Annotated in this window: 9 protein-coding genes; 1 reads left to right on the forward strand and 8 read right to left on the reverse strand. The window is 38.7% G+C overall.

Translation table 11 applies throughout. The features are described from left to right. Positions 1–127: 127 nt before the first annotated feature. From BN3107_RS16045 to BN3107_RS16070, 6 genes are all read right to left on the reverse strand, one after another. A complete protein-coding gene (locus tag BN3107_RS16045) occupies positions 128–3,301 on the reverse strand; it encodes a hypothetical protein (RefSeq protein WP_058308634.1) in 3,174 nt (1,057 codons plus the stop codon). After that, entirely contained in the window at positions 3,298–4,713 is a 1,416-nt protein-coding gene (locus BN3107_RS16050; RefSeq protein ID WP_058308635.1) for a glycosyltransferase family 2 protein, read from the reverse strand. Before BN3107_RS16050 ends, BN3107_RS16045 begins: the two co-directional genes overlap by 4 nt. Before the next feature lie 4 nt (positions 4,714–4,717). After that, on the reverse strand, positions 4,718–5,761 hold the full coding sequence (locus tag BN3107_RS16055; protein WP_058308636.1) for a HEAT repeat domain-containing protein: 1,044 nt from the start codon (positions 5,759–5,761) through the stop codon (positions 4,718–4,720). Further along, entirely contained in the window at positions 5,758–6,627 is an 870-nt protein-coding gene (locus tag BN3107_RS16060; RefSeq protein WP_058308637.1) for a response regulator, read from the reverse strand. Before BN3107_RS16060 ends, BN3107_RS16055 begins: the two co-directional genes overlap by 4 nt. Before the next feature lie 481 nt (positions 6,628–7,108). Continuing rightward, on the reverse strand, positions 7,109–8,200 hold the full coding sequence (locus tag BN3107_RS16065) for a cadherin-like beta sandwich domain-containing protein (protein WP_058308638.1): 1,092 nt from the start codon (positions 8,198–8,200) through the stop codon (positions 7,109–7,111). Positions 8,201–8,308: 108 nt separating this feature from the next. Then, positions 8,309–13,513, reverse strand: a complete 5,205-nt coding sequence (locus BN3107_RS16070; RefSeq protein WP_058308639.1) for an InlB B-repeat-containing protein — start codon at positions 13,511–13,513, stop codon at positions 8,309–8,311. Between the two features lie 178 nt (positions 13,514–13,691). On the opposite strand from BN3107_RS16070, the gene BN3107_RS16075 reads away from it, so the two are divergent. Further along, entirely contained in the window at positions 13,692–14,645 is a 954-nt protein-coding gene (locus BN3107_RS16075; RefSeq protein WP_058308640.1) for a nuclease-related domain-containing protein, read from the forward strand. A 170-nt stretch (positions 14,646–14,815) separates the two neighbouring features. Here BN3107_RS16075 and BN3107_RS16080 read toward each other — a convergent pair whose 3' ends face one another. Both BN3107_RS16080 and BN3107_RS16085 read right to left on the reverse strand, forming a co-directional pair. Further along, positions 14,816–15,130 carry a type II toxin-antitoxin system RelE/ParE family toxin gene (locus BN3107_RS16080; protein ID WP_058308641.1) on the reverse strand — a complete coding sequence of 105 codons (315 nt, stop codon included), beginning with the start codon at positions 15,128–15,130 and terminating at the stop codon, positions 14,816–14,818. Beyond that, entirely contained in the window at positions 15,127–15,390 is a 264-nt protein-coding gene (locus tag BN3107_RS16085) for a type II toxin-antitoxin system Phd/YefM family antitoxin (protein ID WP_058308642.1), read from the reverse strand. Before BN3107_RS16085 ends, BN3107_RS16080 begins: the two co-directional genes overlap by 4 nt. Positions 15,391–15,460 lie beyond the last annotated feature (70 nt).

The following is a 15,460-nucleotide window of genomic DNA, read 5'->3' on the forward strand; positions in this document are numbered from 1 at the left end:
TTCACGGGAATTATCGTTCGCTTCACGGGAATTAGTGCTTTTTCCCGTGAAGCGAGGAACTTTTCCCGTGAAGAGGAGGGGAATTCCCGTGAAGAGCAAGTGGTTTCCTGTCTAGCTTTGATTTTTGCTAATCATATGAACTAAATAAGTCTTGTATCTGAAAGTATGACTGTTTTAAACGTTCCTCTGTTAGTGGTTGCTGCCATTCTTCCCATGTATATCCTTTCATTTCTTCAAGTTTTGTTTCTTGAAGGGCAGGGAGTGAATCAATCAGATTATTCTCTTTGTTATAATAAAGAACACCCAGGTTGATTTGATCGATGATGACACTTGCATCCATCCCTTCTTGATAAAGGTCTCCAATAAACTCTTTTGTACTCGGATCCTTGGCTTGAATTAATAGCCATGGAATTCGTAATTCGATCCTACCTTTTTCTGCATTTCTATTAAAATCGACTAATGAATGATAATTTTCTGCCTCTGGATTACCGTTTCCTTCAATTAATATACCCGTTTCGTATGATTCAAATGGAATCGTACGATCTTGGTCTGGTAGAAAATACGGTTTGTTTAAGGCATATTCAATCTTCGAAAATGTCCCACTATTATCGATCGGTTCTTCTGGTGGTACATCGATCATATCGAGTAAATAACCATATTGGTACGTGAAAATATCGTAATACGTGTCAATAAGCATTCTGGATTCCTCTGGATCAAGGTTTATCAGATATTCCACACCATTAGAAAAGGTGAGCTCTGAATCTTCTTGAAAAAAGCGATTCCCTTGTTGTGGAACGGTGTCTAGTAGTAGGACTGGGTATCCTGCTTCTTGATTATAATCCAACCTTACATATAAGTACCTTTCATCATGGTCGACATATAGCGCTTCTAAGTTCCCTTCTTGCTTTTGATAGAGGGGTTCTTGCTCCCAATCTGCTATTTCTCCATCCACTTGAATTTTGTGACGATCAAAACTTAATAAGCCAAATTGTTGTTCATTTGTCTGTGCATTGGACCAATACGGGCGTCGATCTGGGTTATCGTATTCCATTGTGTTCCACGTTCGTTTAAACCACTCATCTTGCCAGGTAAAAATTAAACCACCTAACATTTTTTCTTCCATAATATCTTCAAATAAGCGTGAGACAATCTCACCTTGTTGTTGTTCTGATAAAAATCCCTGGTTCCATCCAAACGGGTTTCGGTGTGTTAAGCCCCTGGAACTTGGCACACCAAATTCTGCGACTAATATCGGTAATCGATGTGCTTCGTCTAATTCATGCAAATAACCAGCATAGTTATTTTCTTCTCCGCGGTGATCGATATAGGTTCGATATTTCTGATCATAATTCAGAAAATCAGGATAATACGGATAAATGTGATAGGACGCAAATTGTCCCGTTATTTCGGCCTCTTTTTTTGGAAAAATCACATTAGGATCTACACTGACAATATCCTCTTGTTCGGTAGAATCTGATGGATGTTCTAAAATATCTGTCGTTACCCAATTGGTAAAGCTCATCGGACGAATCGATTGATACTGATCGATTTCATAAGATGTTAACAGATCCATTTGTTCTGCAAGCCAATATTCAAAGGGTTGTGCATTTTCCGTTTGATAATACGTTCCACTATAGTCACCTATTTCCGCGTGTTCTTCATTGGTATTCTCCACCATAAATGGATACCACTCAATTCCTATGATCCAACCAATCACATATTCGGAAATGTCTGCACGATAAACGCCGGAAGCATGTCCCACTTCATCTTCTACCAATCGATTCCCATGGATGACATCTACAATTTTTTTCATTTCAGCTTGAAAATCTGTAACGGTCTCCTCATCAAATGCGTCTAGCGTTTCTTCTAATTGTAATTCATTAATCCATACACCGTGCATGACATAAATAGGGTCTTCATGACTGTCATTATAACGTTTTAACGCATCGTAAAAACCTGGTGGGTGGAGCGTATAAACACGTATCGTATTGGCATTCATTTCGCCAATTTGTTGGAACCAACGATAATATTCTTCCTCTTCTATCGCGGCTTCCCCAGGGAAACGACCTGGCTTTGCCATCCCCATATTTACGCCTTTAATCGGTATCGAGACCCATTCATCCTCTTTTAAGACTTCCATTTTATTTTCGTTTATACGTGATGGGTATTGCAATGATCCCTCACTATTTTCGGCTTGATTCGAACGTTCTTGAAATTCAGCTACGATTGCCTTCATCATTGGAATATAGGCGTCCCAATAAAAAGCTTGATCTGAGAACATTTGAGCTAACCGGTAAAAGGATGATAAGCCTTTTGCTTGATAGAAATTGGGTAACTGGTTGACATCATTAAAATCCCCAGCCAAATAATAACTAGATGATGATCCGAAATCTGATTTTGTAACAGCAGCAAATTGACTTGGAATTTGGTGTTGTTCTAACACTTCTTCGCCCTGTTCCTTGAGATTCCAATTGTATTCCCCAAGTACGGTGGTAGTAGATTTTGGCACAATAATATCAAACCAATAGTTATACTCTTGGCTGTTATTCAATCCAAACAAGTCCTGACCTTCCTCAGTAAAGGAAATATCGATCCCCTCACCTTCAAAGTGCTTGTCCGCTTCCAGTACAATCACTTGGTAATCAAGGTCATTTACCAATAGAAAACCTGCACCGGAATAATCCCACTCTTCACCATATTCATCCATTACCCATTTAGGTATCTCTTGATTTTCGTTTAGATCTAATTCATCAAAATAACGTCCCGTCCAACCTGTCCATTCGATCCCTAAATAGTCTGTCACATCTTTCATAACGGTTCGATCTGTTGGAGATGCAAACGTATTATATTCCGCAATCAAAGTACTCTTGTCATCTTTCAATAACCGTTCTTTAATTGCTTGCCATTCCTTTGCTTTAAGACCGCCTGCAATTTTGCTGGATCGTGCGCCTTCTCTTGACGCTTCATTCGTTTGCACGTCATCTTGATAAACACCATACGTATCCGCTAAATAGATCAAATCATAGTCATCGTAATCGTTCGGCAAAGTACCTTCTGCATTACGATTTGCGTCATAACCTAAATAATCATTTTCTACGCTATATGCTTGTTTGTCCTTATTCGTGTATTTAAAATGATTCAAAAACCACGTAATCCCCTGATGTTCACGATAGGAATTGTCTGGTACCGTCTGATCGATAATCGCCACATCTAAAGGTTGATGTGGGGTCAATTTCCACCAAAAAATAGGAATGATAAATAACAGTAGAATCATCGTCATCAACACGTATATTTTTTTCATTGTTTATATCCTTTCTTTGCTAAGCCTGTTCGTTGCATGTTTCCCCAGTCTTTCTTGCGTAATAGGAATCGAATAAAACCTTCCACACGCCAAATTAATGTTAACGGCCGATACCAGAATACTTCGGTCAACGAAACGAAGACCATTCGCAACACATCTCTAAATCGAGGATAAGTATTCACCATCCACGCTTCTAATAAAACGGATAAAGCGGAGAGAATTGAACCATACAGGATAAAGAGTAAAGCTAATAGTAGTGCAAACTCGAAATAAATATCCCCTAGAAAAAAGGCGACAATTACATACATATAGCCACCTAATTCAATGATTGGACCTAAACATTCAACAATCCAAAAATAAGGAAAAGAAATCATACCAATTTGTCGATACTTAGGATTAAACGTCATTTTTTTGTGTTTCCATAGACTTTCTAATAACCCTTGGCTCCACCTTCTTCTTTGCTTGCGTAATACCGAAAGTTTCGTTGGGGCTTCTGTCCAACAAACAGGATCTGGCACAAATTCAATTCTTTTATTTTGTTTTTGTTCTTTTAATAATCGATGAAGCTTTACGACAAGTTCCATATCTTCCCCGATGATATTGGTAGAGTATCCACCGGCTCTGATCACCCACTCTTTTGAAAAAACACTAAAAGCACCGGAAATGATTAAAATTAAATTATATTTACTTAACGCGATTCTACCCATCATAAACGCTCGTAAATATTCGACAATTTGCATGACGATCAACGGATTTTTTGATAACTGGAACTTGTAGATAGCGCCTAGTCGAATATCAAAATCATTAGCTATTCGCACATTGCCACCTGCTGCCACCACTTGATCATTGGACATGTTGATCGGTTTCATCACACGAAGCAAGGATTTATCATCTAGTAACGAGTCCCCATCGATCGAACAAAAATAGGGACACTTTGCCATATTAATACCGACATTTAAAGCATCTGCTTTGCCACCATTTTCTTTTTCCACTAACCAGAGGTGTGGATAAATTGTGGATTGATAAACGGCTATTATTTTTTTCGTGTCTATTTGTTCTCGTATTACCCTGTGAACTTGTTTCATTTTAAATTGTTTGACAAGTTTTGTTTGGGTACTATCTGTAGAGCCGTCATTTACTACAAGCAACTCTGTTTGAGGATAGTGAAGATTGAGTAAGGCATGTACATTATCAACAATGCCCGCTTCTTCATTGTATGCTGGCACAATAATCGAAACAGGCTTGGTGAATAAATCATGGATATAATCCTCATCTAATTCTTGTTTATCTAACTGGTACTGCTTCTTCAACTCTACTGAGGCTTTCCATAACATGAACAAGTAGGTCAAGATGGTAAGCACCATATAAAGCAGGATCATTCCACCGAAGAAGATCATGAGAAGTTCTAACATTTATTTACGATCCTTTCAACATATATTCTCTAGCAATATCAATAGCATACGGATCCTTCAGCCGAGCATCAACTTCTGCCAGATAGTTCCTGCCATCTTCACTTTTACTAAATGTTTCTGCAGCTTGCGCGCGAACGACAAACGATTCATCTTGTATTAATTGATTCAAATAAGGCATTGCCTCTTCAAATGGTAGGTATTGCAATAATTTCGCGACCATTAATCGTTCTTGCCATATCTTTGAATCAACAAAGCGCAGATATGATTGACTCTCTCCCAATATACCTATTTCATTCATTGCTTTTAAGGAACGGATTCTGATTTCAGGTTCCGCTTGTTGCAGCTGACTTTCAAGCCAGATCAGATCATTCCAGTTCCGCTTAAAAGCAATAATATCAATTAATGCATATTTGCCATTGTCTTCAAGTTCCGCAAAATAGTGATGACGGATTTCTGTTAGTACCGTCTCTTCAATAGATGTAAATAGTTTCTTATACTGATAAACAGAAAAGTTGAGTTCATTAGAAAGTACTTTTTCGATAAATCGTTGTTTATCAAATAAGGAATAGATAATTAATAACAAAAAGTACTCATCTTTTGACACCTTTTTCTGATCTTCCAATTGAATACAGTCGGCAAGCAGACGGTCGATTCGAAAGTCGATGACACGGTATAATGCATTCATTCGAGTACTCCAGTTGCTCACTTTTAATAAAGATTGATAATGCTTGAATAAATACTGATTAGAAAATCTCTCAATTCTTTCAATAATTTGTTGATCAGAAATATGATGAATGTAAGATAACAAGATTCGCTCGACAGCCTCTATTTCATTTGTGCGCTTGGGAATCAATGTTACGGAAAAAGGCGATTTATTCAACAAAACGTCATACCATTGATCTTGTTGGATGGTTACGTATTCTTCTATTTTTTTATTTTTATGGACGAGTTGGATGGACTTACTGCCTAAATAGCTCAAAATAGATCCAAGTAAAAATAACGCAACAACGATGGTATACATGAGAAATTCTATCGACAAATCGATCATAACCACAAATCCTCCAACGTCCTTTTTAGTTGTGCTTCAAAGAGCTGGAGATTAAAAGGCTTTATCAAATAGCGATTCACACCTTTTTGGTATGCATAAACCATTTCTTGCTCAGATGTTCTTTTCGTCATCATAAAAATTTTTATTTTTTGACTATTGGGTATGTCTCGCAATGTTGTTAAGATTTCTAATCCATTTTTCCTTGGAAGGATATCATTCATGATCACGATTTGTGTATAGCTTGTTTGATAGATTCTAGCATCCAAATACTCAAATCCATCCTGGTACGATTGTATTTCTAGATCAAATCGGCTATCTTTGAGCGCTGAAATCGTACGGTATAAGACCTTTTTGAAAATCGGATCAGGTTCAATAATACTGATAATGATTTTTTCCTTGGTTGGCTTTTGGAAAGAGCTCACAACCTTGATCGACCATGGACCTTGCTGCTTTGCATATTCTAGCATTTGACTGCTTTCTTCTTGCAATTGATCAAAAGACCGGTGATCACTTCTAACTTCTGTCAGACAGAATAGGAGTGACACTTCCATTTTTTGCTTCAATCTATTTATAAATGCGACTGCTTCTTTTTCACCTGATTGAAACAGTAGCACTCCCCATTCTAAATGTCTCGGTGTTTGGAACATGATATCTGTCTTTCTTACTTCATTTTCAAGCAAATTGGTCAATTCTAGATAAAAATCAGAATCCGTCTCTTCATACCGATCATAAACTCGAATATATACAACCGTTAAAACCGACCTGGACCGCACCACATTTGCCGATAATATCATAAATAATTGATCCATTTGTTCCTCTTTGAACATCGATGTCATATGTGATGGTTCTATTGTATTATTTGCCATACCTTTTTCTCCTTCTTACGTGTATCTTTATTAGTTTATTATAAATGATAATAGAGAGTTTTTTTATGCCCATTACTAGAATTATTATTTTTTAGGTAAATCTTTCATAAAATGTATAGGTCTTTATACTAACAAACGTAACTAAACATAAACTAAACATAATGATAAAATAGGACCAGTGTTTTCGTTCATGTGTGCTACACTTCGTTTCGCAACGAGAAAAAGATAGGATGATTGTATCGGATGATGGAATTTGTTGACGGGAATTCTACTGTTGTTGACGGGAATTGTTGTGCTGTAGACGGGAATTGATTGATTCTTCACGGGAATTATCGTTGGCTTCACGGGAATTAGTGCTTATTCCCGTGAAGCGAGGAACTTTTCCCGTGAAGAGAAGGGGAATTCCCGTGAAGCTTTTGTAACATTTAAAAAACCTATAGAGATTGTCTTTTAGAAAGACTTCTCTATAGGTTTTTTTCTATTATTTAGTACGTCTAATTTTGAGATAGAATAGACTGCCGATGATGAGCAACAATAATCCGAATAATAGAATTTGATACATATGGGTTGCTGTATTTGGTAGTTCTTTATCTTCATTTGTTTCTTTTGATGGTTCCTTTTTGTCTGTTGGTGCTGGATCGTCTTCCTCTTCTTCCGGCTCAACTGCTAAATCGCTTGGATTGAAAACAGCGAATGTACTAAAGTGGTTGGTTGTGGCATGGATGTTACCATCTTGATACGTGCCACCAATTACTTCCCACTCACTCGTTTCTTCATTCCAATAGTAGATCTTTAATTCTTCGGTAGTTTCACCTACTGGAAAAATTAATTCGATTGGCTGGTCAAAATTGTGCAGCTTTTGATCGCCTTGTTGTAGTGTGAAATCATAGATTGTTCCTACTGATAAATCTGACTGAGGTAGTACTTCTGGGTCTTTAGCTAGGTTTTCCATCTTGATGGTAAGGGCTTGCTTACCCGGGAAATTGGCAGCGGGGATTTTTAAGGTTGCATCACTCCGCTCCACATGGATCGATGCATTTTTTTCCTGTAAATAGTTGATTTGATCCGCTGATAATAGGATATCTTGTACTGTTGCTAGATCGGATGAAATTGGCATTTTTAACGTCCCGTTTTGATCTAACATATAGACATCATCATTATTTACGAGTATTCTGTTATCTTCAAGAATCGGTGTGGCGTTTTTTTCTGGTACCAACCTGGTTACTTCAATAATGTATTTTTGCTCAGTTCCATCTTGTGCTGTCACTATAATGTTTATCTGATTTTTTCCGTTGTTTAGCGTAATTTCTTCATTTTCCAGACCTTGCACCTGTGCATTCGCATATTTGTTAGCCGGAGTTGCTGTTACTTTAATCGAATCGACTTCGTTTTCTACATTTACGCTATACTGATCATGCTCCGGGTCAAAGGATGGCGATAGATTTACGTTACTAATGATTAAATCGCTCAGTTTTGTATTACTGGATAACTTTTTAATTGTAACAGTTGCTATATCACTAGTTATCGTGCTGACTTTTTTCCCTGTCGCGTTTTCGTTTGTATTGGTGATCACGACATAATAATGATTGGTGCCAGCTTGATCACTTGGTACTTGAAAAGTTGCTTGATCTGCTCCGGTGATAGGTTGTCCATTGTCGGTATTGTCTGGAGTTTGATACCACTAATAACTTATTTTTCCGTCATCTGTTGAATGAGCCGCTACTGATAATGTACCATTTTGCTTTTGATAAATTTCTACGTTTGTTGGCTGCGTTGTAATGTTTGGCGCGCTCGCATCGATTTTTTTCGTATATTGCGCTGTTATGATTTGGTTCTCTGTGATTTCATTAAATGTGCGATCCCAACCATTAAACAAGTAACCTTCTCTTGTTGGTGACGTAGGGGCGCTCGCTTTTGCACCATGTTCTACTGTTTCGGTTTTCAATTCTGTTCCGTCGTAGTCCTCAAATGTGACGGTGTATGTTTTGATCTCATATTCTGCTTCGATTGTTTGATCACTAGTGATGTAATCGAATAATTGACTCCAGCCTGTGAAGATGTATTCTACTCGAATCGGATCATCTGGTGCGGTTGCTGCTTCCCCGTGATTTACGGTTTCGGTTTGGATTGTTTCTCCGTCATAGTTAATGAAGGTTACGTCGTATTGATTGATGTTCCATTTTGCGTATAAGGTTACGTCTTCTGTTACGACGTCTTCTTCAAAATTCCATCGTTCGGTTTGGGCTTCGTCTTTGTACCAGCCTGCAAATTGATAGTGCGCTCGTTCAGGTTGTTCTGGTACAGATGCTTCCTCGTTATATATGATTTGTTGGGAAGGAACAGTACTCCCACCGTTGGAATTAAAAGTTACTTTATATTCATTGATTGTCCACTTTGCATACAGCGTCATATCTTCAGCTGGTATTGTAGCACCTTCAAAACTATACGATTCAGCCAGTTTTTCATTTGTATACCAGCCTTGAAAAGCATACCCTTCACGAATCGGATCGACAGGTGCTTGGATAGTTTTACCGTAATCTTCTGTTATAGGATCAATCTCACTACCACCATTATTATCGAAACTTATCGTATAGCTATTGATCGCATAGGTGGCTGTTACAACAAGATTAGCGATAATGTTATCAAATTGTTGATCCCAATCCACGAAGGTATAGCCTGTTCTCGTTGGTGATGCCGGTGCAGTTGCTGACTCACCATGTTCTACTGTTTCTGTTTTTAATTCCGTTCCATTGTAGTCCTCGAATGTGACCGTGTAAGTTTTGATCTTATATTCGGCTTCTATCGTTAAGTCACTGGTAATGTTGTCAAACGATTTACTCCAACCTGTAAAGTTGTAACCTACTCGAATCGGATCTTCCGGTGAGGTTGCTGCTTCCCCGTGATTTACGGTTTCGGTTTGAATCGTTTCTCCGTCATAGTTGATAAACGTTACGTCGTATTGATGGATGTTCCATTTTGCGTATAAGGTTAGGTCTTCAGTTACGACGTCTTCTTCAAAATTCCAAGCTTCTGTCTGAGCTTGGTCTTTGTACCATCCTGCAAATTGGTAGTGCTCTCGTTCAGGTTCTTCTGGTTCTGATACTTGCTCTTTATATGCAATTAGTTGAGAGGTGACGTCACTTCCACCATTGGAATTAAACGTTACATGATATTCGTTCTTTTCCCATTTTGCATATAAAATTATATCTTCTGCTGGCATCGTAGCGTCTTGGAAATTGAAGGCTTGTGTTAGCTCTTCATCGAAGTACCAACCTTGAAAACTATGCCCTTCGCGAACCGGATCGACCTGGGCTTCGATGACTTTACCATAATCGCCTGTTATAGCATCGATCTCACTTCCACCATTACTTTCGAAACTTATAGTATAGCTATTGATGGCATATGCAGCCGTTACAACAGTGTTGGCGGTGATGTTATCGAATATTAGATCCCAATCCACAAAGGTATATCCTGTTCTGATTGGTGATACTGGGGCAGTCGCTGATTCACCATGTTCTACTGTTTCAGTTTTGATTTCCGTTCCATCATAATCCTCGAATGTGACCGTGTAGGTTTTGATTTCATATTCAGCTTGAATCGTTTGGTCACCGGTGATGTTGTCGAATGATCGACTCCAGCCTGTGAAGGTGTATCCTACTCGAATCGGATCTTCTGGTGCGGTTGCTGCTTCCCCGTGATTTACGGTTTCGGTTTGAATCGTTTCTCCGTCATAGTTGATGAAGGTTACGTCGTATTGATTGATGTTCCATTTTGCGTATAAGGTAAGGTCTTTTGTTACGACGTCTTCTTCAAAATTCCAAGCTTCTGTCTGAGCTTGGTCTTTATACCATCCTGCAAATTGGTAGTGCGCTCGTTCAGGTTGTTCTGGTTCTGATACTTGCTCGTTATATGCGATTAGTTGAGAGGTGACGTCACTGCCACCATTCGAATTAAACGTTACATGATATTGATTTTTTTCCCATTTCGCATATAAAGTTAGATCTTCTGCCGGCATCTTAGCGTCTTGAAAGTTGAAAGCTTGTGCTAGCTCTTCATCGACGTACCACCCGTGAAAGCTATGCCCTTCACGAACCGGATCAACTGGGGCATCGATAGCCTTACCGTAATCGTCTGTTATAGCATCGATCTCACTTCCACCATTACTATCGAAACTTATCGTATAGCTGTTCATTGCATAGGTAGCTGTTACAACAAGATTAGCGATAATGTTATCGAATTGTTGATTCCAATCCACGAAGGTATAGCCTGTTCTCGTTGGTGATGCCGGCGCAATTGCTGATTCACCATGTGCTACTGTCTCTGTTTTTAATTCCGTTCCATCATAGTCCTTGAATGAAACCGTGTAGGTTTTGATCTCATATTCTGCTTGGATCGTTAAGTCACTGGTAATGTTGTCAAAAGAATGACTCCAACCTGTAAAGGTGTAACCTACTCGAATCGGATCTTCCGGTGAGGTTGCTGATTCCCCGTGATTGACGGTTTCTGTCTGGATCGTTTCACCGCCATAGTTGATGAAAGTTACGTAGTATTGATTGATATTCCATTTTGCATATAAGGTTAGTTCTTCTGTTACTGTTTCTTCTTCAAAATTCCATTGTTCGGTTAGGGATTCGTCTTTGTACCAGCCTGCAAATTGGTAGTGCGCTCGTTCGGGTTCTTCTGGTTCTGATACTTGCTCGTTATATTTAACTTGTTGAGAAGAAACCGTGCTTCCGTGATTGGAGTCAAACGTGACTTCATATTCAACCTTTTCCCAAGCTGCATACAATGTCAGATCTTTTGTTACAACTGCTTCTTCAAAATTCCATCGTTTCGTTAGTTCTTTGTCTTGATACCAACCTGTAAATTGATAATGTGCTCGTTCAGGTTCTTCTGGTTCTGAAATCTGTTCATTATACGTAATTTGCTGGGAAGAAACGTCTCCTCCACCATTGGAATTAAACACTACATTATATATATTTTTCTCCCATTTTGCATATAATGTGATGTTTTCCGTTATCTTGTCTGCTTCAAAATCCCAAGCTTCTGTTAATGCCTCATCTGAGTACCAGCCTATAAATTGATAATGTTCTCTTTCTGGTTGCGCTGGTTCTGATGCATGCTCATTATATTGAATTTGTTGCATAGAGATATCATTTCCACCATTGGATTCAAATGTTACATTGTATTCGTTTTTTTGCCATTTTGCATATAATGTGATGTCTTCCGTTACCGTGTTTGCTTCAAAATCCCAAGCTTCAGTAAAGGAATCGTCTTGGTACCAGCCTGCGAATGAATATCCCTCTTTGGTCGGTGTGTCTGGTCGGTCGATTAGGCCTCCCTTTTCAACTGCGATTGGCTCAACTGATGAGCCCCCATTTGATTCAAAAAGTACATTTGACTGAATAACATATTCCTCTGTCAAAACAGGAGAGGTATTACCTGCTTCGTCGACTTGGATCGCTTTTAATATCGTTGTTTCATTTATAGTAATTGGCGATGTATATATGTTACTGCCATCCGTTGGTTCTGTACCGTCCAATGTGTAATAAATTGTTGCTCCTGCTTCTCCAGTTAGATTGATGGTTGGTGGGGCAGTGTAATTTCCCCCTTCACTTGATGCAGTTGGTTTTGCCGGAGCCATAACGTCGAAATTATCATCGAATTCGATTGCTTTTAGTTTGGGATATTGGCCTGGATTGAAATCCCAAACAGTGCTGTCCCAATCTTGGAAGGTGCTAGTGGTTGCGAATTCCTCTGTTGTTTTACCTTCACCACCGTTCGAGGATGAAGCACCAGATTTTTCTATATCCCAAAAAGACTTATCAACACTCCCACTATTAAGACTTATAAAACCGCCGAAAGAATTTGGTTGACCAGGATTAGTTGTGATTAGCCCAACCGAATACGTTTGATGAACACTACCTGTATTTTCACCGATTAAGCCACCTCCGTGTTCATTATTTATCGTCACATCACCAACCGCGAAGGCATAGTCAACTCCGCCTTCATTTTTACCTATTAAGCCACCAATGTAATAAGCACTTTCTGCTTTTCCAGTTGCAAAAGATTCACTGATGGCACCTCCCACTTCATTAACACCTACTAGACCGCCAGCTAGTTCAGAAGAAGTGTTAACATCACCAACCGCATAAGAACTTTCGATTCCTCCAAAATTATTTCCTACTAATCCTCCAGCTTCAGAATATACTGCATTAACGTTACCTATTGCATGAGAATTTGTAATTGTTCCATTGTTTACTCCGGCCAACCCTCCTACGTTTGATTCACCTTTCACTTCGACATTTACGGAAGAGTCAGATATTGTTCCGTTATTCTCTCCGACTAATCCTCCGATTTGACTTTCACCATCAACAATATTAGTGCTTCCAGAAACGGAAATATTTTTAATAGTTCCATTATCATTTAAACCCACTAAACTACCAATTTTAGTTCCGCTTGACATATAATTATCATTATATGATACATTTGCCAAATCTAAATTAAGATTTTCTATCATGCCATCTTGTAAAACTCCAAATAATCCTAACTCTGTTTCTCCTTCAATCATCATCCCCGAAATGGTATGCCCATCACCATCAAATTGCCCCATAAATGGATCATCAGTGGTTCCAATCGGTTGCCATTTACTTCCTGATAAATCGATATCATTGGCTAATTGAAAATAGACATCTGTTTGTCCTAAGAAATGATTGAGATCTTCTAATTGTGCTCGGTTGGTAATCATATAAGGATTCGCTTGTGTTCCTTCTCCTGCAATTGGGGCCGCACTTACATTGACCATGCCTGTCGAGGTAATAGATCCCCAGATTAATAGTAAACATAATAATTGATAAATCCGTTTAGAAAAAGTCCGGTCACTCATACTTGATTCCCCTTTATTTAAGAGTATTATCTTTAGTTTAAAACAAGTGAACCGGTCAAAAAAGGCGTTCAGAGTAACAAAAAAGTAACTTTTTAAAATAGGTAATTAATACTATTCAAAATTTGTTAGAGGAATATTTCTTTTCTTGTCGAAATAGTTATAGAAGGTGGTGATGCCAATGATCATTAAGAAGCGTACCAAGCCTGAAAGTATTGCTTATCTACAACGGGCATTAGTACGTATTCCAAGTAAACGTGCAGAAATTAACAAAGAATTACAGGATATCGAACAAGGATACGAAGCAGAAAAAGAGCTCGACTTTTATTTATCTCGTATCGGTTTCGATAGCTCCTCGAACATGATCCTTCAAGATCTCCGACTCCCCGCAGCTGATGGCTTTTCCTTTTTTCAAATCGATTCACTTATTCTCACGCCCGCATTCGCCTTAATCATCGATGTAAAAAGTCTGACAGGACAATTGTATTTCGAGCATCATGCCAGAAAGTTTCGTTACCACTTGCATGGAAAGCAATATGAAATGACCCATCCGATTACCCAATTAGAAGAACAAAAGGATCAGCTGAAGAACTGGTTAGGAGATGCATATCCAATCTATACGATATCCGCCTTATCCAACCAACGAGCACAGGTTGAAACAGATGAAAGCAGTGCCTGGGTACATGATATTGTGATGCATTTTGAATGGATTAAAACGAAATGGAAAGAGATTTGCGGGAAGAATCAGGATGACTTTTTTTCAAATAGCGAAGTTACAGCACATGCTTATCGATTGGCGAATGCCGACTGTCGCCCGCAGTTTCATTATTGGAAAAAGTGGAATTTGGATGTTTCGGATGTGCGGACGGGAGTCATCTGTCCATTGTGTGGGAAGTTAGCGATGAGGCGACTTCGCGTGACTTGGGAGTGTCCGCATTGTAAAGGTCGAGATCGTTTCGCTCACTTGAATGCATTGCGTGATTATTTCGCACTGGTCGCCCCACGGATGACAAACGTAGAATGCCGGCATTTTTTACATTTGGAGAATGAGCACCAGACTCGGGTTTTGTTGACCAATCATGATCTGCTTGATTCTCGTGGGAGTACTAGGGGGAGATATTATTTTTTGAAGTAATCTGATGATGGATTCTTCACGGGAATCATGGCGCTGTAGACGGGAATTGTTGCTCGCTTCACGGGAATTAAGGTTAATTCCCGTGAAGACGGATGGAATTCCCGTCAAGAAGTCATCGATTCCCGTGAAGCAGAGACGAATTCCAGTGAAGAAAGCTTTTAAAAAATACCTTACAATAAATCCAACCAATTCCTTCTTGAATAAAGAATTCTGATGATGGTAACCACTTGATTATCTTGTGACACGGTGTAAAAAACGATATAATTTTCTACCATCATTTTTCTGATACCTTGATTGGCAAGACGTTCATCTCTAACAAGTGGGTACCTTTTTGGAACATGCTCTAATTTATAAATGGCTTCTGCTATTTTTGATACTAACAGTTGAGCTGTTGCTGATTCTTGTAATTCTTTCGCAATGTAATCAGCGATCCCTTTTAAATCAGTTTCTGCAGGATTGGTAATGACCAAGTGATATACGTTCACTCTGACAATCCCTTCTGAATATCTGTCACAACATCGCGGAATGGTTTTACTTTATTTTGTTTTTCTGCTTCCATACCTTGATCAAGTAATTGATATAACTCAAACTTTCCAACTAACCTCTCATACGTTTCAATACTCATGACCGCTAAATCTCCTTCACCATTTTTGGTAATGTATACGGGCTCTGAGTGCTCATGGCAAAATTTAGATATTTCATTATATTTATTTCTAAGATCTGAACTTGGTCGAATCGAAGGCATTATTTACTCACCTCTTTGTAGTTTTATATACATATTTTATCAAAATATTGATATCAATACAAAAGGATTT

The sequence above is a fragment of the Gracilibacillus massiliensis genome, assembly GCF_001458115.1.
In the GTDB taxonomy this organism is placed as follows: domain Bacteria; phylum Bacillota; class Bacilli; order Bacillales; family Amphibacillaceae; genus Gracilibacillus; species Gracilibacillus massiliensis.